Annotated in this window: 16 protein-coding genes and 1 pseudogene; 11 read left to right on the top strand and 6 right to left on the bottom strand. The window is 51.4% G+C overall.

The window, feature by feature from the left end:
• Nucleotides 1–50: 50 nt before the first annotated feature.
• Nucleotides 51–2,924 carry an insulinase family protein gene (locus AEST_RS01885; protein ID WP_008606670.1) on the bottom strand — a complete coding sequence of 958 codons (2,874 nt, stop codon included), beginning with the start codon at nucleotides 2,922–2,924 and terminating at the stop codon, nucleotides 51–53.
• Nucleotides 2,925–3,116: 192 nt separating this feature from the next.
• Nucleotides 3,117–5,171, bottom strand: coding sequence for a TonB-dependent receptor (locus AEST_RS01880; protein WP_008606669.1), 2,055 nt, complete (start codon nucleotides 5,169–5,171; stop codon nucleotides 3,117–3,119).
• A gap of 204 nt (nucleotides 5,172–5,375) precedes the next feature.
• On the opposite strand from AEST_RS01880, the gene AEST_RS01875 reads away from it, so the two are divergent.
• The 5 genes from AEST_RS01875 to AEST_RS01855 are packed head-to-tail and all read left to right on the top strand — an operon-like array spanning nucleotide 5,376 to nucleotide 10,188.
• Nucleotides 5,376–5,591, top strand: coding sequence for a hypothetical protein (locus AEST_RS01875; RefSeq protein ID WP_039924851.1), 216 nt, complete (start codon nucleotides 5,376–5,378; stop codon nucleotides 5,589–5,591).
• Entirely contained in the window at nucleotides 5,588–6,022 is a 435-nt protein-coding gene (locus AEST_RS01870) for a TraR/DksA C4-type zinc finger protein (RefSeq protein ID WP_008606664.1), read from the top strand. The genes AEST_RS01875 and AEST_RS01870 overlap by 4 nt, the downstream gene beginning before the upstream one ends.
• Nucleotides 6,012–7,088, top strand: coding sequence for a CobW family GTP-binding protein (locus AEST_RS01865; RefSeq protein WP_008606662.1), 1,077 nt, complete (start codon nucleotides 6,012–6,014; stop codon nucleotides 7,086–7,088). The genes AEST_RS01870 and AEST_RS01865 overlap by 11 nt, the downstream gene beginning before the upstream one ends.
• Before the next feature lie 59 nt (nucleotides 7,089–7,147).
• On the top strand, nucleotides 7,148–8,509 hold the full coding sequence (locus AEST_RS01860; RefSeq protein ID WP_008606660.1) for a dihydroorotase: 1,362 nt from the start codon (nucleotides 7,148–7,150) through the stop codon (nucleotides 8,507–8,509).
• Nucleotides 8,509–10,188 (top strand): M28 family peptidase, encoded by a 1,680-nt coding sequence (locus AEST_RS01855; RefSeq protein ID WP_008606659.1) that lies wholly within the window; start codon nucleotides 8,509–8,511, stop codon nucleotides 10,186–10,188. Before AEST_RS01860 ends, AEST_RS01855 begins: the two co-directional genes overlap by 1 nt.
• Nucleotides 10,189–10,323: 135 nt before the next feature.
• Here the strand turns inward: AEST_RS01855 and AEST_RS01850 are convergent, their stop codons facing one another.
• Complete coding sequence (locus AEST_RS01850) at nucleotides 10,324–10,500, bottom strand: hypothetical protein (protein ID WP_008606657.1); 177 nt, start codon at nucleotides 10,498–10,500, stop codon at nucleotides 10,324–10,326.
• A gap of 230 nt (nucleotides 10,501–10,730) precedes the next feature.
• Between AEST_RS01850 and AEST_RS01845 the strand changes: the two genes are divergently transcribed.
• From AEST_RS01845 to AEST_RS01825, 6 genes and pseudogenes are all read left to right on the top strand, one after another.
• A complete protein-coding gene (locus tag AEST_RS01845) occupies nucleotides 10,731–10,973 on the top strand; it encodes a type II toxin -antitoxin system TacA 1-like antitoxin (RefSeq protein ID WP_008606656.1) in 243 nt (80 codons plus the stop codon).
• A 5-nt stretch (nucleotides 10,974–10,978) separates the two neighbouring features.
• Entirely contained in the window at nucleotides 10,979–11,287 is a 309-nt protein-coding gene (locus AEST_RS01840) for a type II toxin-antitoxin system RelE/ParE family toxin (protein ID WP_008950315.1), read from the top strand.
• A gap of 269 nt (nucleotides 11,288–11,556) precedes the next feature.
• Nucleotides 11,557–12,262, top strand: a pseudogene (locus tag AEST_RS17490) (GTP-binding protein).
• The gene (locus tag AEST_RS16930) at nucleotides 12,186–12,383 is read left to right on the top strand and encodes a DUF1826 domain-containing protein (RefSeq protein ID WP_238534534.1); all 198 of its coding nucleotides are present in this window, start codon (nucleotides 12,186–12,188) and stop codon (nucleotides 12,381–12,383) included. The pseudogene AEST_RS17490 and the gene AEST_RS16930 overlap by 77 nt, the downstream one beginning before the upstream one ends.
• Before the next feature lie 80 nt (nucleotides 12,384–12,463).
• Nucleotides 12,464–14,071, top strand: a complete 1,608-nt coding sequence (locus tag AEST_RS01830) for a sensor histidine kinase (protein ID WP_008606653.1) — start codon at nucleotides 12,464–12,466, stop codon at nucleotides 14,069–14,071.
• The gene (locus tag AEST_RS01825; RefSeq protein ID WP_237709321.1) at nucleotides 14,049–14,726 is read left to right on the top strand and encodes a response regulator transcription factor; all 678 of its coding nucleotides are present in this window, start codon (nucleotides 14,049–14,051) and stop codon (nucleotides 14,724–14,726) included. Before AEST_RS01830 ends, AEST_RS01825 begins: the two co-directional genes overlap by 23 nt.
• Nucleotides 14,727–14,842: 116 nt before the next feature.
• Here the strand turns inward: AEST_RS01825 and AEST_RS01820 are convergent, their stop codons facing one another.
• The 3 genes from AEST_RS01820 to AEST_RS01810 all read right to left on the bottom strand — a co-directional run bounded on the left by AEST_RS01820 (nucleotide 14,843) and on the right by AEST_RS01810 (nucleotide 18,934).
• The gene (locus AEST_RS01820) at nucleotides 14,843–15,397 is read right to left on the bottom strand and encodes a hypothetical protein (protein ID WP_008606650.1); all 555 of its coding nucleotides are present in this window, start codon (nucleotides 15,395–15,397) and stop codon (nucleotides 14,843–14,845) included.
• Between the two features lie 287 nt (nucleotides 15,398–15,684).
• Nucleotides 15,685–17,073 (bottom strand): group II intron reverse transcriptase/maturase, encoded by a 1,389-nt coding sequence (gene ltrA / locus AEST_RS01815; RefSeq protein ID WP_039924848.1) that lies wholly within the window; start codon nucleotides 17,071–17,073, stop codon nucleotides 15,685–15,687.
• A gap of 511 nt (nucleotides 17,074–17,584) precedes the next feature.
• A complete protein-coding gene (locus AEST_RS01810; RefSeq protein WP_008606646.1) occupies nucleotides 17,585–18,934 on the bottom strand; it encodes a hypothetical protein in 1,350 nt (449 codons plus the stop codon).
• Nucleotides 18,935–18,990: the final 56 nt, after the last annotated feature.

Raw genomic sequence — 18,990 nt, 5'->3', positions numbered from 1 at the left:
AATCCCCCCGCAGTGTCTGCCGGAGGGATCTTGTGCTGTGTTAACCGTGACTATTGCTTAGCCATCTTGCGCTGGAACTCTGCGATATCGGTCACGACTTGCTGATTCGGTAGTGTTGCGAACGGCTGCTCCCGGAAGCTGGTACCACGCATTTGCACCGATAAGCGGGCGGCCTGCGGGTTAAGCAGCGTTTGCTGGTAGAAATCCTGCACATCTTTTAAGGTTACCTGCTCCACAGCCGCAATCAGTTGCTGCTTGGAATCGAAGTCAAAGCGCTCGCGATACCAGTCACTGACTAAAGGTCCCATTTCTTCCTGCAGATTTTTTGGTGGCTCGTTCAGACTAATCAGCAAGCTTTGCTTTAAGGTAGCAAATTGCTCCGGCGTGACCTGTTGCAGGGTTTGCCAATACTGCTGTTTAAATTCCTCAAAGCGCTGCTGCATATCAGCCGGGCCCTTGACCGGGGTCTGAATGTACAAACCAAAACCGGTGTAATCGTTCAGATCAATCGCCGTACCACCCACCGCATAAGCTAATTGCTCTTCGGTACGAAGTTTGTCAAACGCCTGATTGGAGAAGTGCGAAGCCAACACACTGGCCGCTGCCCGGCTTGCCATCCCTTTAACCGGATGTACATGCATATCCACTAAGGCCACGTCTGTGACATCAATATCACGCTGCAGGGTAATCACATCACCCGGCTTGGGTAACCAGAACGGGCTTTGCGTGTAAGGCGTTACGGTACGCTCAGCCGGTAAGGCGGCCTGTAACTTACTGACCAGAGTTTGCACATCCTGCTTATCGTAATTACCAAAAGCAAACACCCGTACCTGATTTTGCTGCAGTGTACTGGCGATAAATTGCTGCAAATCTGCCGCCGTCATCGCCTGAGCTGTCGCAATTAACTGCTCCGGATTATAGCTGCCGCCACGATACAGGCTGTTAAAGGCCCAGAATGCCTGACGGAATGGTACCTGCCGGGTTTGGTTTGCCAGGCCCCGCACATAGCGATCAACCGCTTGCGCATAACCGTCCGCCGTGATCTTCGGTGTTAAACCGGCTAATAACTGCTCCAGTAACAGCGGCTGCTTATCGGTAAAGCCGTCCAGGTTTAAAATCAGGCCATTACCATCATTTAACCAAACATCCATGCCGGCAGCACTGGCTTCGGTGCGAAGTGCACTTTGCTCCAGGCTATACAGATCACGCCACAGCGCAAAGGCGACGCGGGCTTTAATATCCTGCTGTGCCGCCGGGCTATTCAGCACGATATCCAGCCGGCCTTTAGGTTGGTCGGCAAACGCCTGGCTTGGATATAACCAGGCCTTAATGCCCGGCTGCTCGACAACCAGCTCAGGTTTTTGCTGCGCGCTACGGGCTTTGATGGCGAAGCTTTCCGGTAATAAGCGGTTGACCATCGGCAGGTTCAACGCCACCAGCGGTTGTTGCCAGGCGGCTTTTTCTTCGGCAGTGATATCAACGATTTTATATTTACCGACATGGCGGATCAGTTCGCTGTCATGTGGCTCCTGCTTGCTGATATACCACACCCGCAGATTGGCCGGTGTCAGCTGGGTTAACACATCATTGATGGCCTCTGCATCAAAACGCTCGTAAATATAGGGCGCTGCCACCACATGTTTTACCGGCAGCTTTAACATCGAGGCGGTTAAACCGGCAACGTAGCCAAAACCATCGGTTTTCTCAAGAAACTGGAACTGATTGGCCAGGCTGGTTTTGATCTCGTTATAGTATTTGCTATCGACACCCTGCTGCTTAATCAGATCCAGATACTGCATCACCACCGCTGTGATGGCTTCCCGCTGCTGCATACCGGCATCAGTCAGGTTCATATCTATCGCCAGGGTACCGTAGTTACCATAGAGATCCGGGGTCACCGAGACATTAAAGCTGGAAACCAGGCCCGCCGCTTTTAGCTGAGCGGCGGCAGTACCCGGCATTTCAGAACGTAACAAATACGCAATAAATTCATTGGGTTTAACCGCATACTGCTCGCTGTTGTTACGGATGGTAAAATCTAACCGCAGCTGTTTCACATCCTGATTTGGTACATAGTGAATGCGCTTAGCACCAAACAGGCTATTATCCAGTTCTGCTGTTACCTTTGGGATCTCAATATCTTTATTGACGATCTCACCAAAATGCTTACGCGCCAGTAGCTCCATCTCCGCCAGTGGCAAATTACTAATCAGCGCCAGCTTCATATTATTGGCCGAGTAGTACTTATCAAAATAAGCCAGCATTTCATCATGCAGCTTGCTACCGGGCTTGTCGCTCAGACTTTCCAGGCTGCCCGCCAGAAAACGGTTTGACGGGTGCTCGCCAAACATCCGGCGCATTAGCTCAAACTGGGCCAGGAAATCCTGTTCACGGCGCATCGATTGCTCGGCATTGACGGCGTTGCGCTCTTTATCTGAATACTCAGGATAGAATTTCGGACTTTTAAAGAAGTCAGAAAAACGATCTAAGGCCTCATCAAAGGCCTGATTGTTGATCTGCAGCATATAGTTGGTGATATCAAGCCAGGTATAGGCATTAGCAGCACCATTGTGCTGACTGACAAAGTTGCTGTATTCCGCCGGATCCGGGTAGCGTTCAGTGCCCATAAACAGCATATGCTCCAGATAATGCGCCAGGCCCTGCTGTGTCATCGGGTCTTGCAACATGCCGGCACCGACGCTCAGCGACACCGCTGAATTCTCAGTGGTTGGATCCGATACCAGGATCACCTCAATTTTATTCGGCAGGGTCAGGGTTTTATACTGGCGTTGATCGTTAGGGCTAACCAGAATCGCGGTAGCTTGTTGTTGCTCGACAGCGGTTCCTTGTGACACCGGTTGTTGCTGGGCACAGCCAGTGATTACAGCTAAAGCTACTGCACTGACAATAAAGAGTTTTTTCATTTTGCGGATCCTTCTACCGAAAAAATGTAAAAAATACGTAGCCTGATACTAACGAAAACGCTAATAACACGCCAGTCTGAGCGGTAGCGGATTTGTAAGAAAATATGTCACAAGGGCGGCAGCACTAAGCTGCAGAAGCACCATTGCCGTTCAGCAAGCCGTCCGGCAATGGTGTATCGAGGATGGAGGGGGTTAGAAACTTAAGCGTAAACCCAGTACCAACTGTCGTCCCGGCAGAGGCGCGTCTTCCTTAATAAAGGAGCTGTGCACAAAGCCCAGGCGATTGGTCAGGTTTTGCACCTTGGCAAAGGCCATCACTTCCTGTTGCTGCCAGTCGAAGTAATAGTTCAGGCCCGCTTCCAGTAGAGTATAGCCTGCGGTCGCGCTTTCATTTTCGGCCAGCCGGTTTTGTTTACCATAGTGCGTCAGTCCAAGCTGCCCGCCCCAGCTATCTGCCCGATACGCATACTCGGCGCCTAAACGGTAGGACGGAACCCGTGGTAAATAACCACCATCGCGTAAACGGGCGACCACGGTATCACCGATCAGCGTAACTTGATGCTCAGGGGTAATTTGCCAGCTAATACTGGCTTCCATACCATGTAAACGGGCATCTTGCTGCTGATATTGGTAAGCGGCAAAATCAGCAATCTCAAAACCAAGATTGGCTAAAAAGGCGTAATTATCTATTTGATTGTAAAACAGATTAACATTAGTGCTGATATTGGCAAATTGCCCGCGCCAACCTAAATCAATGTTATTGGCCTGCTCAGCGCTGGCTAGCGCCGGATTATGCACAATTTGCGTCGCGCCGTTACTATTGCTCACCTCGTAGCCTACGCCAATCTCGTAAGAGCGGGTGCCGATATGAATGCCGTTAGCGTAGAGTTCATTGGCGGCAGGTGCTCGCTGAGCCTGGCTGTAAGATAAGGTCAGCTGCTGATTTGGCATAACATCGTAAACCGCGCCAAAAGACCAGCTAAACAAATTAAATTTTTGTTTTAGATCACGGCTGCCCAGGCTGTCGGTTAGCTCATAGGCCTGATGCGTGAGCTGCTCGTAGCGGCTACCAAATTCCAGCTTAATGACACCAAAGCGTTTTTCATGCAGCATAAAGAGGGCATGGCTGTCAGTATCAGTGTTTGGCGTAAAGGTTTCCTCGCCTAAGGCCTGATAATCCCGCAAATTAGCATGATAACCAACAATACCGCGCCAGCTGTCTGCCAGTTCATAGGTTGCTGTAGTACGTAGCTCCAGAGCTTCACTTAAAAACTCAGTACCCGGCTCACCCTCTTCAAATTCAGCATGATCATAATCGGTAAAGGCAATATCAGCAGTAACACTTTGCCACAGGCTGTTCACTGGCCGATATTCCGCTGCCAGAGCAACCCGCCGCTGATTAAGCTTAATATATTCACCTTCTTCCTCTGCTGCAGCAGGGCCTTCCGGTAAGCCGTATTCCGTTTTTATGATGCCATAGCTAACACCAACAAAGCCTTGCTCGGCAATATAGCTGGAGCCGATATTCAGCACCTGATGCTCTGACCAGGAGTTTTGCAAGCGCTTACTGCTATCCCCCTCATCGTTTTGATATAAAGGTACGCGATAGTCATTGCCTTTACGCACATTGCCATCAAGGTGCCAGGCAAACTGCTCTGCGCCATTATCATGGGCAAAGCTTAAGCTACGATCACTGGCGGCAGTACCAAATCGGGTTTGGATCACGGTATCGCTGTGCTGTGGCCTTTGCTGTGGGATCCGGTTATCGACCACGTTGATCACGCCACCTATGGCACCACTGCCATAGAGCAAAGTGGCAGGGCCACGTAGTACTTCGATTTGCTGTGCCGTTACTGCATCGGCGGTAATAGTATGATCTGGCCCTTCACGCGACACATCGCCGGTGCCCATGCCGTTATGCACCACCTGCACCCGTGCACCATCCAGACCGCGAATTACCGGCCTCGAGGCCACCGGGCCATAATAATTGGCATGTACGCCCACTTCGTATTTTAGCGTTTCGCCAATACTGACGTCGGTGCGGCGCAGCAGCTCTTCACCGCTTAATACCGAAACCGGACCGGCCATTTCGACGACTTCGCGCTTTAAACCTGAAGCGCGCACTTCAATACGTTCCACTTTAGCAGCAGCCTCTGAAGCAATGGCCTCTGACTGCTCCGCATACGCAACCTGGCTATGTACCAGCACCGTCACTACGGCTAACGAGATTTTGGCTAGTCTAAACATCACAATTTATTCACCTTCTAAGAGTTGCCGCATACTAAAGTGCAGCGCAATGCGCTGCAAGCTCTGTTCGATTAACACCAGAAAAACCAGGGCTATAAGCTTGTTAGCCGTGCAAGCTGGAGTAAGCGCTAATTTGCGCAAAGTGCTTGGCCCTGAACAGCAATGTGATAATATCACATTATTGTTCAGCTCGCAGACCGTACTATGTTGCAACTATCCTCTGAAATCAGCCCTTCATCGCTAATTGAGATCACCTCGGCTCACCTTAGCAACCCTGGGAACGATTTAGATTATGTGGGTATGCAAGATATTGATTTACCCAGCACGCAATTTCCTATGTTCTCAATTGAATTCAAGCATCAGGACAGCTTGCATCCCCACGATGCAGTTGCCCGGCTTGCAACAGGAGTAAAGATATGACTGCCGAATATCTGAGCCAACGCGCAGAGCAGCATGCCAGGCTGCTCGCCTCGCCAGACGAAGACTATATGAATGAAGAACAACTCGAATTTTTTAAAGGGTATTTACTCGATTTAAAACAACGCACTATGTTGCATGTCGATGAACTAAAACAGCAGCTTAGTAGCCCACCAGAGCTTAGTGATGAAGTTGATCGGGCGCAATATGAAGAAGAGTCGAGGCTTAGCCTGCGCATTATGGATCGCGAGCGTAAGCTATTACCGAAAATTGATCAGGCGCTAACGCGCATCGCCCGCAAGGAATTCGGTTACTGCCTGGAAACGGGTGAGCCTATTGGTTTGGCGCGCTTATTTATCAGGCCGGTCTCGGAATACTGCGCCGATGTCAAACTACTGCACGAAGGCGCTGAGAAACATTTTTATGACGAATAACACCCGTTTACCGGTATTTTTACTGACTGGCTTTTTAGGCAGTGGCAAAACCACCTTATTAAACCAGCTGGTAAAACAGCCAGAGCTGGCCAGAACCCTGATTATTATTAATGAGTTTGGCACTGTCAGCCTGGATCATTTACTGGTCAGCCATGCCAGTGACGATACGATTATCGAATTGGCCAGTGGCTGCTTATGCTGCACCATCCGAGGCGATCTGGCTAAAACCTTGCGTGATATTCACTGGCGCTTCTCCCGCCAGGGCGAGCGCAGTTTCGATCGGGTGATTATTGAAACCACGGGCCTGGCTGAGCCAGCACCTATTATGCATACCCTGATGACGGATATTACCCTCGCCTCCAAATACCGGCTACAAGGTGTTATTACCACACTCGACACCCTGCATGCTGCCGCAACCCTGGACCGGCATCCGGAATCGCAAAAGCAGGTGGCGGTAGCAGATTTGTTGCTACTAACTAAAACCGATTTACAAGCTGAGCCAACACCAAAGCTGGCGCAGCTTACTGCACGGTTAAAGCAGCTTAATCCGGCCGCTCAGATCAGAACCATCCAGCAAGGCAACTTAGAACCACAAGCGCTGCTGAGTCTTGACCATATTGAACCTCAGCAAAGCACTATCCCACTGCGGCAATGGCTAAACAGTGCCGCCTTTTCACTGACCAGCCTGAGTGACACTGTGCCGGGGCAACTTGCCAGTCTCAGCGCGCCCAGTACCACGCTTAGCCAGAATGATCCCAACCGCCATAATGATCATATCAAGACGCATTGCTTTACGCTGCCACAAGCCATTACACCAGGTCGGCTGGAAGGCTGGCTTAATATCCTGATGCAATTAATGGGCTCGAATATGCTCAGGGTGAAGGGCATTGTTAATGTCGTGGGGCACTCCGGCCCTGTGGTGATCCATGGGGTGCAACATATCTTTCATCCGGCGGCCTTTTTAACTGCCTGGCCTGACGCTGACCGGCAAACCCGTTTGGTATTTATTACCTATGATATCGAGCGGGAAACACTGGCCAGAACCATAGAAACCTTTTTGCTTTAAGCCCAAGGCGGTGAAACAGCGTGTTTGCCGCTTCCCCCTCCCTATTAAGGAGCAATTTGATGGCAAGTGCTTTTCTTAAACAAATACAGCAAAAACATGCCGATCTCTTGATTCGGAATGGACAGCTGGTCACACCGGCCGGCATTATTCAGGCAGATCTGGCGGTGGTTGCCGGCAAGATTGCCGCTATCGGCGCCAGCGGCTGGACCTTTACCGAACAATTGGACGCCACTGGTCTGCACCTATTACCCGGCGCTATCGATACGCAGGTGCATTTTCGTGAACCGGGTTTAACCCATAAAGAAGATATTGCGCACGGCAGTAAGGGCGCTGTGTTGGGCGGCGTTACCGGCTTCTTCGAGATGCCGAATACCAATCCACTGACCTTGTCTGCCGCTTGCCTGCAAGCGAAACTCGATATCGCAGCCCAAAACAGCTACTGCAACTATGCCTTTTATATCGGTGGCAGCGCCGCAAATTTGGGACAATTAGCCCAATTAGAGCAGCTACCGGGCTGTGCCGGTATTAAGGTATTTATGGGGAGCTCCTTTGGCGACTTACTGGCAGAGCAAGACGAACTGCTGTTAAGCATTTTACAGGATGGTAAGCGGCGGGTAGCGATCCATGCCGAGGATGAAGCGCGCTTAAGAGCACGCAAACCGTTAACCGCTAATGATGTTTGTAATCATACAGTCTGGCGCGATAGCGAAAGTGCCTTCCTGGCCACACAACGAATTGTGGCACTGGCCCAGCAAGCCAGGCGCCCGCTGCATATCCTGCATGTGTCGACCGCGGAGGAAATGCAGTATCTGGCAGCCTTTAAACACTGGCTAACGGTCGAGACCACGCCTCATCATTTGTCACTGGTGGCACCGGATTGCTATCAGCAATTAGGCAGCCTGGCACAGATGAATCCGCCGGTACGGGAAGCCTGGCATCAAGCCGCGCTGTGGCAGGGGATCAGCGATGGCACTGTCGATATCCTCGGTAGCGATCATGCCCCCCATACACTGGCAGAGAAAGCCAGAAGCTATCCGGATTCTCCCAGCGGTATGACCGGGGTACAAACCCTGCTGCCGATAATGTTGAATCACGTTGCTGCAGGGCGCCTGAGTCTATTAAGATTGGTTGATTTAATCAGCAGCAATCCGGCACAGATCTTTGGTTTAATCGGCAAAGGCCGGCTAGCCGTGGGCTATGATGCCGATTTAACGCTGGTTGATTTAGCGGCACAACGTCAGATCGACAACAGCTGGATTGCCAGTAAAGTCGGTTGGACGCCCTATCATGGTACAAGAGTAACCGGCTGGCCTATTGCTACCCTAATTAACGGCAAACTGGTGATGCACAGTGATCAGGTGCAGGGGCAGCCGCAAGGGCAAGCCTTTCGTTTTGCAGAAACCTTTGAGCAGGAGTTTTGATGAAAAAACATTTTGTACTACCACTACTTAGTGCGGTTGTAATCATTGCCGGTTGCGGCAAAGCCCCCGAACCCAGCCTGTCGCAAAATGCCGGTGGCCATCAAAGTACAGCACAGGTTGAATTTCAGGCTGAGCAGTTAAGCCGGCATATCCAACAACTGGCCAGTGATGCCTTTTTAGGCCGCCAGCCGGGTACCGAGGGCGAAACTCTTACCGTCGATTATCTGGTACAACAATTCCAACAACTGGGCTTACAAGCCGGTAATAATGACAGCTTTACTCAGGCTGTACCCTATATGCAGGTCACGAATATCGGTCAGCCGCAAGTCCGTTTAACCGGCAGTGCTAATGGCTGGCAACCGCAGGTAGGCACAGATATCGTGGTTAGCTCCCGTACCGGGCAAACAGAGGTAAATCTGAGTGCCAGCGATATTATGTTTGCCGGCTATGGCGTGGTTGCTCCCGAGTATCAATGGCATGATTTCGCGGCACTGGATGCCAAAGGTAAAACGGTTATCGTGCTGGTAAATGATCCAGGCTTTGCCAGTAAAGATCCCGCCTTATTTAAAGGCGAGGAGATGACCTACTATGGCCGCTGGACCTACAAATATGAAGAATGTGCCCGGCAACAAGCCGCAGCCTGTTTAATTGTGCACGATACCGCAGCTGCCGGTTATGGCTTTAATGTGGTGCAAAATATGATGCAGCGCGCCCAATTTGATTTAGCCAATAATCAAAGTGCCAAAACACCGGTGATCGGCTGGCTCTCTACTGAAGGTGCTGAGCAGTTATTCGCCAGCGCCGGTTTAGATTTTCAGGCGCTGAAGACCCGTGCCGCCCAACCAGGTTTTCAGGCGGTCGCCTTGGAAGGCCATCAGCTGAGTGCCAGCATCAAGCTAGATGTGCAGACCGGCCGCTCGAATAACGTGTTAGCTGCCTTACCCGGCAAAAGCCGTGCAGACGAATGGTTAGTGGTAACCGCGCATTGGGATCACCTCGGAGCCATTCCAAAAGAGGATGGGGCGCTAGCGATTTACAATGGCGCCATTGATAACGCCGGTGGGGTTGCCGCCTTGTTAGCTATCGCAGAGCAAGCCGTTGCTCAGGGCGGTTTTGAGCGCTCAGTGCTGTTTTTAGTGATCACGCTGGAAGAATCAGGCTTGCTCGGTACCAAGCACTATGTTGCCAATCCCACAGTGCCATTAGCACAGATTGTCGCTAACATTAATATCGATGCCCTACTCCCAGTGCCCGAAACCCGTGATATCTGGATCATCGGTTTAGGACAATCCGAGCTGGATGATGTTGTCAGATTTCAGGCCGCTAAGCAGCAACGGGTGGTGATAGGCAATCCTGAAGTTGAAAAAGGCTTTTTCTACCGTTCAGATCAGTTTGCTTTTGCCCAGGTCGGTATTCCAGGACTCTTTATGGGGCCGGGAACCGACAGCCTGCAGGGTGGAAAAGCGGTAGGTGAAGCGGCTTTGCAAGCCACTCAGGCGCGCTACCATACGCCGGATGATATCTTTACCCCGGATTGGGACTTTGGTGCCTTACTGCAAGACACTCAGCTGCATTATTTGGTACTGGAAGATCTAGCCAATAGCGGGCAATGGCCAAATTGGTCAACGCAAAGTGAGTTTTATCAGCTTGGACAGCAATTAAGACAAACAAGGCAGTAAGCACCTTCCCTTCAACGTCCCCTGCGGCTCACACCGAGTAGTTCCAGCACTGCGACAATTTGTCGCAGTGCTTTACCGCTAAATCTATCTATCATAACCCCATAGAAAACGGAGTTATTAGATGATTTTAGTCACCTAGGCGCCAACGGCAGCCAATACAAAAGTTGAAACAAAAGTAAAATAGTAATGCATTGTTGCCGGCGTCAGGGCTTCACCTGCTGCATTAACAAAGGGTACGCCCTGCGCCTGAGCAAACACCTTGGCATTCACACCAATAATCACATCAACAGGCAGACCTAAAAGAAAAGCCAAACAGACTCAATAACTAATCTAATTACCCTGTCTTTACTCACCCGCTATTACAAAGAGCTATACAAATCAATGTTGGCGGGATTAAAGCACTGGGCACTGAATTTATCTTACGGCAGCACAATAACCATATTCATCTGGCTGCCAACAAAACAACAAATGTCTACTATTGAACATTTGCTACAGCCAACCTATACTTGGCATAAGTCCCTTATCGCGACGAGGAGCTCCCCATGCGCCTTTCCATCGAAGTTACCCCGGCACAGCATCAGCGCCTGAAAGCCGCCGCAGCCCTGCAAGGCAAATCCATCAAGGACTATGTACTTGAGCGCACACTGCCTAATGGTGATGAAGAAAGCGCCCTGAAAGCGCTGGAAACCTTTCTGGCGCCGCGCATCCAGGCTGCCGAACAGGGTAAGTTTGCCACCCGCACGGTTGACGAGATTTTTGCCGAGGCTGAACGGGAAAAGGGTTAACAACAATGCTGCCCTATGTGCTTACCGCCGACGCAGAACAAGACCTGCTGGAAGTGGCACGCTATACCCTGGACCATTGGGGCAGCGACATGCTGAAACAGTACCGGGACGGCCTTAAAGAGGCCTTCCATGCCATTGCTACCAAAGCGCTACCAGGTAGATCTTTCTCAAGCACTTTCCCTCACCTTTTAGTGGCAAAATACCGATACCACTATATTTTTTATATACAGGGTGCATCCCCCAAACCAGTGATTATCGGTATCATCCATGAACGCCGGGATATTGTGACTCGGCTGAAAGAGCGATTGGGTTAAGATCGCCGTCAGAATGCTGACCGCTCAATGTTATGTCCCTAACAGTGTGAAGCGGAGTCCACCTAACTTAATTCATATCTGCTGCTCCAGTTCCCTTGGCACAGTGATCTGCTACTTGTGGGCGTAGATTTGCACCATTTCCCCTGATTAGTCTGTTTACTCGGTCTTTGCTAAGCCGCTATCGCGAAATCTATTGGCTATAGACTTGCCACTCAGGCAGGTTATAATTGATATACTATAACATTGCAAAGCAACGCACAGGCTATTCCATGACCACAGCATTACCTGTAACGGTGTTATCCGGTTTTCTCGGCGCCGGTAAAACCACCTTACTGAACCATATTCTGCATAACCGCGATGGTCTGCGTATTGCGGTGATCGTTAATGATATGAGTGAAATCAATATTGATGCCGCCCAGGTTAATAAAGAAGTCAGCCTGAACCGTGCCGAAGAAAAGCTGATCGAGATGAGCAATGGCTGTATTTGTTGCACCCTGCGCGAAGATTTATTACTGGAAATTGGCAAACTGGCGCAAGAGCGGCGTTTTGACTATCTGGTAATTGAATCGACCGGGATTTCCGAGCCACTGCCGATTGCCGAAACCTTTACCTTTGAACATGAAGACGGCAGGCGGCGCAGGCGCCAGGCTGGTTACAGGAGCTACGCGGTGAGCATACGCCAGAAACCGAAGAATATGGCATCAGGCCGGTGGCATTGCCCGCTATGGCATGGCCAGGTTGTTCTGGCAGGCGGTACCGCGCGACGAGTGGCCGGACGATGCCGAATCGCAGGCTGCAATTTTAGCGCAATTTCATGATCCCTTTGGCGATTGCCGGCAGGAACTGGTGTTTATTGGCCAGCAACTCAACCAGGCCGCCCTGCGACAGCAATTGCAGGATGCGCCGGGTAAGGACGACTTTATCGCCGATCTGGCGTTACAACAACGCCCGGGGGCAGCAGCTACAGCAAGCTGATGTCGCACTCCTTAAAGGCAGTGGCTGGGAAAATATGGCCACCTATGCCATTAGCCATCGCTCACCGGCACTGGCAGCACCTCGCCTGCTACTGACTTTAGATCCGGTTTGGCAAGACTGAGCACGTTAACCTGATTTTCATGATCCGCCTCACTGAAAGCTCTATACTGATCGCTAAATTGACCAGATAGGCAGCGCAGCATGTTTTTACGAAAGTTGGCAGTCTCGCTCTGTGTGCTGCTAAGCATTATTCTGCTGCAGGCGGGCATGGCGTTTTGGGCACAGCAAAATTCCGAGTTCCATACCGAACGCAACCGGGTCGCCAACCAAATGCTGGCGGAATTTATTTCATTACGTGCGGACAAGCAGAGACTGAAAGTATGGCTAGCCGAGTACCTGCTTACAGAAGACGCTAATACCCAGTTTCGTGACACTTTGTTTGCTCGAATGCAGCAACAACTGACAACGTTAGAGCAGTTGGCCATTCGCGATCAACTTTACCACACCACTGAAACCGACTTACAACATACTATGCAGCAGGTTAAGGTGATTTCACTATTGCAAACCAATCTGCAAACGCTAGAACAGGCCCTGAAAACCCGCGAAATTGCCCGCTACAAAGATGATGCTGAACGCTGGACCGCACTAATCAGTTTATTTGATAAAATTCAGGACACCGATCTGGCAGAATTGCTGCAACAAGCTATCGCAGGGCAACGTCAGCGGGCGCAAAGCACCGAAAGCGATGCTCTGAGAGCAGTACAAAGTGTCAAACGTACCACTATTCTGATTAGCCTACTGGGCTTGATACTAGCGGTTATGTTGGGTTTTTATCTGGCGCGCGCGTTAAGCCGGCCACTACAATCGCTGCTGGATGGCACTAAGCAGCTGCAGCAGGGGCATTTTGAATACCGCATTGCTGAGCAGGGCCCGGGCGAATTTGCTGAACTAGCGCGCCAGTTTAATCTGATGTCCGGCTATATTGCTGACTATGCCAAACGCGAAAAACAAAGCCAGCTGGCGGCCGAGCAACTGGTTGCCGAGCGCACCAGTCAGTTACAGCAGGCCCTGGACCAGTTACATCAGGCCGAGTACCGACAAAAGCAACTGCTAGCAGACATTAGCCATGAGCTGAGAACACCGGCGACCAGTATTCAGGGTGAGGCAGAAATCAGCTTACGCGGTCAGCCGAAAAGCACCAGCGACTATCAGGACGCCTTTAGCCGGATCCTCAGTGCCAGCCAGCAACTTAGCCGTCGGATTGACGACTTACTGCTGCTGGCACGCGGTGAGGATCGCCTGCGTCAGGTACAGCTGCATACCAAACCGCTGGCACAGTTTATTCAGCAAAGTATCAGCACGATACAGCAATGGTTACCGGCCGCGGTGCCACTACATACTGATATTTCAGGTCGCACGGCCGATCCACTTTACCTGTTGGTCGACGACGAAAAATTTTCTGCCGTGCTACGTATTATTGTCGATAACGCCCGGCAATATGCCAAAGACAGTCCGGCGCTGAATCTGAAATTCTGTGCTACTGAGACCGAGTTACAGCTGACGCTGGCGGATCAGGGTATCGGGATCCAGCCGGATGAAATCGCCCAGGTCTTTGCCCGTCACTACCGCAGCTCTGCCGCCCGACAGGCCAGGCCGGATGGCCTGGGTATCGGCCTTTGTATTGCCAAAGATATTATGGAAGCTCATGATGGCAGCATCCGCCTGTCAGCGAACCAACCGCGTGGTACCTGCGTAACGCTAACCTTACCGCTGTTTCCGGGAGTGAATGATGAAGATTCTGATCGTTGAAGATGATGATAAGGTTGCCGCTTTTCTGGCCCGCGGCCTGAAGGCTGAGGGCTATCTGACGCAGGTAATTACCAATGGTCGGGATGTGTTGGAGGCTGTACGTCAGTTCGAGCCGGATATCATCGTGCTGGATCGGATGCTGCCGCAGGTGGACGGCCTGACCCTTTGTCAGCAATTGCGCAGCCAGCAGGTTAATGCCCGCATCCTGATGCTATCGGCGTTATCGGAAGTTGAAGAGCGGGTAAAGGGCCTACGCTGTGGCGCAGATGACTACCTCGGCAAGCCGTTTCATTTCGAGGAATTATTAGCCCGGATTGAAAGTCTGGCCAAACGGGGCTTAAGCCCGGTACAAAGCCGTCAGCTGCAGGTTGCCGATTTACTGTTAGATTTAGACACCATGCGGGTGCAGCGGGCCGGCCGTGATTTACTGCTTACCGCCAAAGAGCTGGCGATCCTGGAGCTGCTGATGGCTAATAGCGGTAAAGTTTACAGCCGCGAGCGGATCCTGACCAATGTTTGGGGGCTGAACGAAGATCCGCTGACCAATATCGTGGATGTGTATATGGCCCGGCTGCGTAAAAAAGTGGACGAGCACCATCCGCAAAAACTGTTACACACCCGCCGCGGTCTGGGCTATTGCCTGCAGGCCGAGTAAACCTTAGCCTTCTGCTGTCACGGGCTGTTATCTTTTGCGACAAAAAAGGCTGGTAAGCAGAGGCGCCTTACCAGCCAAAAGCCATGATGGGAACTCAGGAGGGGATGTTGTTGCCTTTAGTTTGCGCTAAAAGGCAGGGAGGAATGATGTAACACGATCCGCAGCGCACCCTGGTCATCTTTTTTAAAACCCCAGGTTTTATCGACAGTGGTCACCTCGCCGGCCGCATTGGTCAGCATCACATGCCCCATCGTCAACGCCAGATCGCCGTTAATATGCACCGCCGCATTGCGGAACTGATAACCTTGCCAGCCTTTCAGGGCAAAACCACTGTCATCAGCAAAGGCGCTGTTACCGCCGACAAAGTATGCCAGGGCGCCATCGTAGCTGGTGCGGAAAGTCTGCTCACCGCTGGCCAGCGTCGGTTTAAACAATACCGGGCCCAGGTTATAGCCATAAGCCGCATCCAGCACCTCGCGCGCCCGACTGGTCGCCTGGTCGCGACCACCTTGCTGATAAGCCTGACTAATACTGATCAGCGCCTCACCCCAGGCCTGCTGTGCGGCCTGCAGTTCAGCTTCGGTAATGACGTTTTTATAACCGGGTGCCGCCTGCACTGCGGCGGCCAGTAAAAAACTGGCAGTAAAGAATGATAATTTTGCTGTTTTCATCGTTTTACCTTTTTAGTCAGGCCCGACTCCGCAGGCACCAAGTTTGTTGTTAACTGCTGTGCATATTAAAGCGCTGCGATGAACAAAACGGTCTGACTAAGATGAAAAAGCCACAGTGTTTAGATTAAATTAACCTGAAAATCCAGCGGTGCTTGTGCAAATGAAACCCGGCAAAGGCTGACAACAACGTAGCCGTTGGGATAAAGCGCAAATCGAGTAGGAGGCGGGATCACTCCCGCCGTCCTCTCACACCACCGTACGTGCGGTTCCGCATACGGCGGTTCATGTTAACACTGGAACTGCCGGTGGCAATCCAGCAGTGATGCTAGTCCAGCTTTCTGGAACAGACTTTTCTTGTATGCCTGATTCATGTGGCTGGCTCCCGAGTTCCACCACGCTCCACGTTGATTACAAGCTGACACCCACGCCCTGACTTCATCAAGACCCGCTTTCATTAGCTTTGTGGCTCGGGTGTAAGGTCGCTTCCATTGTCGCCATAACAAGCAACGTAGTTTGCGCCTTATCCAACCATCCAGCTCCTCAAGCACGCCTTTGACTTCAGTCAGGCGGAAGTAGCTTATCCATCCTCGCAGCACCGGTGTTAATTCACTGATAACCTTTGCCACTGACTTTGAGCCGTTTCCCGTAGTCAGACTTCTGATTTTAACTTTCAGCCTGTCTACGCTGCTTGGCGCAATTTTCAGTCGCACGACCTGGTGCTTGGTGAAGCTGTATCCCAGGAACTTACGCTCCCAGGGCCTGGCGACCGCGCTCTTCTGCTCATTCACCTGCAGCTTCAATGTTTTCTCTAAGAATTCACTGATGCTGCAAAGTACCTGCTCGCCTGCCTTTTGACTACTGACATAGATATTGCAGTCATCCGCATAGCGGCAGAAGCTGTGTCCGCGCCGTTCAAGTTCCTTGTCCAGTTCGTCCAGCAGGATATTTGATAGCAGTGGGGACAGTGGTCCGCCTTGTGGCATACCCTTATCGCGTTTCAACACACCCTGCTCATCTACCATCTCTGCTTTCAGGTATCGGCGGATGAGTTTGAGTAACCGGCCATCTTTGATAATTCGGGCTAACCTCGACATCAGGATGTCGTGATCTACCCGGTCAAAGAACTTCTCTAAATCCATATCCACAACCCAGCGCTTGCCGCTATGGATGTATTGCTGCGCTTGGCGCACAGCTTGCCATGCATTGCGGTTTGGTCTGAAGCCATAACTGGAGTGTGAGAATCCGGGCTCAACATGAGGGGTGAGCACTTGCGCTATCGCTTGCTGGATGAGTCTGTCTACCACGGTCGGTATGCCCAGTGTCCTTATCCCGCCATTTGGCTTGGGAATATCGACTTTGCGTATCCTCCGTGGCAGATAGCTCCCCGTTATCAGTGCTTCTCTGACACTTGGCCAGTGTGCTTTCAGCCACGGCTTCAACGCCGATACACTCAGGTTATCAACCCCTGCTGCACCCTTGTTTTCCACCACTCGCTGATACGCCAGCATCAGGTTATCTCGGGTTATCACCGCTTCCATCGTCAACGGTACTTCCGCTTTCGTTCGCTCATTGGCCGCCGTGTTAATTTCAGCACCATAATGCAGCGTCGGCGAGTTCTGCTCGCATCTGCTATTCATGGCCGCAGTTTCCTGCGCTTGTGCATCATCAATCAACATCGAGGTCCAATGTCCTAATCGCGGTTAAACATGTTCAGCCCTTCATGCTGTCGGTTTTCAGCACTACTACGGCCTCGGCTGACTTCTGATGGCCCGTCCCAACACCTTCCGATGTCAGTAGCACTTTGGCAGACCATCAGACCTCCCGGGGTAATTCGCGCGACCTTCCTGCTTATGCCTGTCGGCTTTACGTTGCAGCATTCCGTGCAAGTATTGGGCTTTAGTGATATATGCCACCTCACCCTGCTGCCACGCCTAAACCGCTTCCTGTTCGTCAGGCCAGCATTTTGCCTTCGGCTTCCTTCAGATTTCACCTCGCGGTGAACACCCTTGCCGTTCGGCTAACACTTCCCCTTGCCCGGTGTGAAGAGGACTTTCACCTCCAAGTCACCTGCTAACCACCACAGTCAGCAGATAGCGCCGGTCAAGGCGCTGCGCGCCATGCCCGGCGCACCATAAAAAAGCCGCTGCAGTTGCAGCGGCCAAACCCACCAGGAAGTTAGGGTGTTAATTAATGGTCGTGATGATCATCTGCCGGCTCAGCAATACCCAGCCACGTAATACGGTGTGGTGTAAAGTTTAGCTGTTTGCGGCTTTTGATTTCTGCATCATGCACATCCACCGTAATCAGCTCTTTGCGGATCGGATCGGTGATATAAACTTTGTCATCGGCCGCCGAAATCGCTAATTGGAAACGGGCCCCTGCCGGTAACAGGCTCAGATCAGCGTTCGATACTGCAACTTTAGCCGCATAGGTAAAGGCACTTTGGCCAGCGTGGGCATGACCATGGTAGTTAAAAATGGTCAGTTGGCCGGTGTTATCCAGCAGGACAAACTTCTCAGCACCATCGGCAAAGCCATAGCCCCAGATCGCGTTAGCGGCACCTGGCTGCCAATCCAGCTTTTCCATTTTGACATCTTCAGCGTCAATCGCGAACACCTGAGCACCTGCTAAACCAATAAAATGCTCTGCCTCTTTGTCACCGACCAGGGTGCCAATACGCAGCGACCCGGTAAAGTCGGCGGTATTCGCCAGCTTACTGGCAGTAAAGGTATTTCCATTCTGTTCAATCAGCAATACACCATCCGAACAACCAAAGGCCACAAAATCATGATTCTGTGCGCTGCCGTGTAAGTTAGGGCAGTTTTCGGCAAAGACTTGTTCCTGATGGAAATGATCACCGTGACGTTTATACAGTGCCACCTGACTTGGCAGGGTAGTGCTGCTGTTTACATCGCGCAGAGTACTGACTAAAAACTCACCCCGTGCCTGCGCTGCACCATGCTGGTGAGTCGTTAAGGTTAATTTCGGATAGTCAGTGCGATCTTCACCAATATCAGCATCGGTTAACACCGCGACACTGGCAGGCGCACCTGTTGCGGCATTACCATCGAAAAATACCGCCAATTGGCCCGGAGCCTGCTGAAAGTGTGTCGGTCTGACGCCAGTTAACTGAAACGGCATAAAACGTGGCGCTTCCTGATAATCATGCAGATGGTCGACATGGTCTTCCTGCCATAAACCACCATCAATAAAGTTCACCAGATCCTGGGTACGTTGTACCACAGCTGCATAGCGGTAATCGCCACTGGCATAAAGATCACTGGGTGTCGCACTGACCATAAAGGTGTTCAGTTCGGTTTTAGCGGGTAACTCTAAGATTTGCACGAAAGGGTTATCAATCGCGGTTAACACTAACCGGCCTACCGGATTCACCTTATCATGGTCATGATCATGACCCGGCCGCTCAATAACAATCGGCTCCTGCTCGTTAATATTAATTGTCGTATCTCCACAAGCCGCAAGCAAAGCTGCGGCTACGGCCACGGCAACAGTCCGGGTCGGTGTTAGATAACGCATAGTGTCTTCCTCTGATACTCGAGCCCTGTCGCCAGGGCCCCTAATTGTTGATTAAA

The organism is Alishewanella aestuarii B11, from assembly GCF_000280055.1.
GTDB classification, from domain to species: domain Bacteria; phylum Pseudomonadota; class Gammaproteobacteria; order Enterobacterales; family Alteromonadaceae; genus Alishewanella; species Alishewanella aestuarii.
The sequence above is the reverse complement of the archived record's forward strand: the minus strand, read 5'-3'. Positions and strand labels throughout refer to the sequence as shown.

Excerpts from the sequence above, each read along its gene's own strand:
- AEST_RS01885 (WP_008606670.1), bottom strand. The coding sequence starts at position 2,924 with ATGAAAAAACTCTTTATTGTCAGTGCAGTAGCTTTAGCTGTAATCACT.
- AEST_RS01880 (WP_008606669.1), bottom strand. The coding sequence starts at position 5,171 with ATGTTTAGACTAGCCAAAATCTCGTTAGCCGTAGTGACGGTGCTGGTA.
- AEST_RS01875 (WP_039924851.1), top strand. The coding sequence starts at position 5,376 with ATGTTGCAACTATCCTCTGAAATCAGCCCTTCATCGCTAATTGAGATC.
- AEST_RS01870 (WP_008606664.1), top strand. The coding sequence starts at position 5,588 with ATGACTGCCGAATATCTGAGCCAACGCGCAGAGCAGCATGCCAGGCTG.
- AEST_RS01865 (WP_008606662.1), top strand. The coding sequence starts at position 6,012 with ATGACGAATAACACCCGTTTACCGGTATTTTTACTGACTGGCTTTTTA.
- AEST_RS01860 (WP_008606660.1), top strand. The coding sequence starts at position 7,148 with ATGGCAAGTGCTTTTCTTAAACAAATACAGCAAAAACATGCCGATCTC.
- AEST_RS01855 (WP_008606659.1), top strand. The coding sequence starts at position 8,509 with ATGAAAAAACATTTTGTACTACCACTACTTAGTGCGGTTGTAATCATT.
- AEST_RS01845 (WP_008606656.1), top strand. The coding sequence starts at position 10,731 with ATGCGCCTTTCCATCGAAGTTACCCCGGCACAGCATCAGCGCCTGAAA.
- AEST_RS01840 (WP_008950315.1), top strand. The coding sequence starts at position 10,979 with ATGCTGCCCTATGTGCTTACCGCCGACGCAGAACAAGACCTGCTGGAA.
- AEST_RS16930 (WP_238534534.1), top strand. The coding sequence starts at position 12,186 with ATGCGCCGGGTAAGGACGACTTTATCGCCGATCTGGCGTTACAACAAC.
- AEST_RS01830 (WP_008606653.1), top strand. The coding sequence starts at position 12,464 with ATGTTTTTACGAAAGTTGGCAGTCTCGCTCTGTGTGCTGCTAAGCATT.
- AEST_RS01825 (WP_237709321.1), top strand. The coding sequence starts at position 14,049 with ATGATGAAGATTCTGATCGTTGAAGATGATGATAAGGTTGCCGCTTTT.
- AEST_RS01820 (WP_008606650.1), bottom strand. The coding sequence starts at position 15,397 with ATGAAAACAGCAAAATTATCATTCTTTACTGCCAGTTTTTTACTGGCC.
- ltrA (WP_039924848.1), bottom strand. The coding sequence starts at position 17,073 with ATGTTGATTGATGATGCACAAGCGCAGGAAACTGCGGCCATGAATAGC.
- AEST_RS01810 (WP_008606646.1), bottom strand. The coding sequence starts at position 18,934 with ATGCGTTATCTAACACCGACCCGGACTGTTGCCGTGGCCGTAGCCGCA.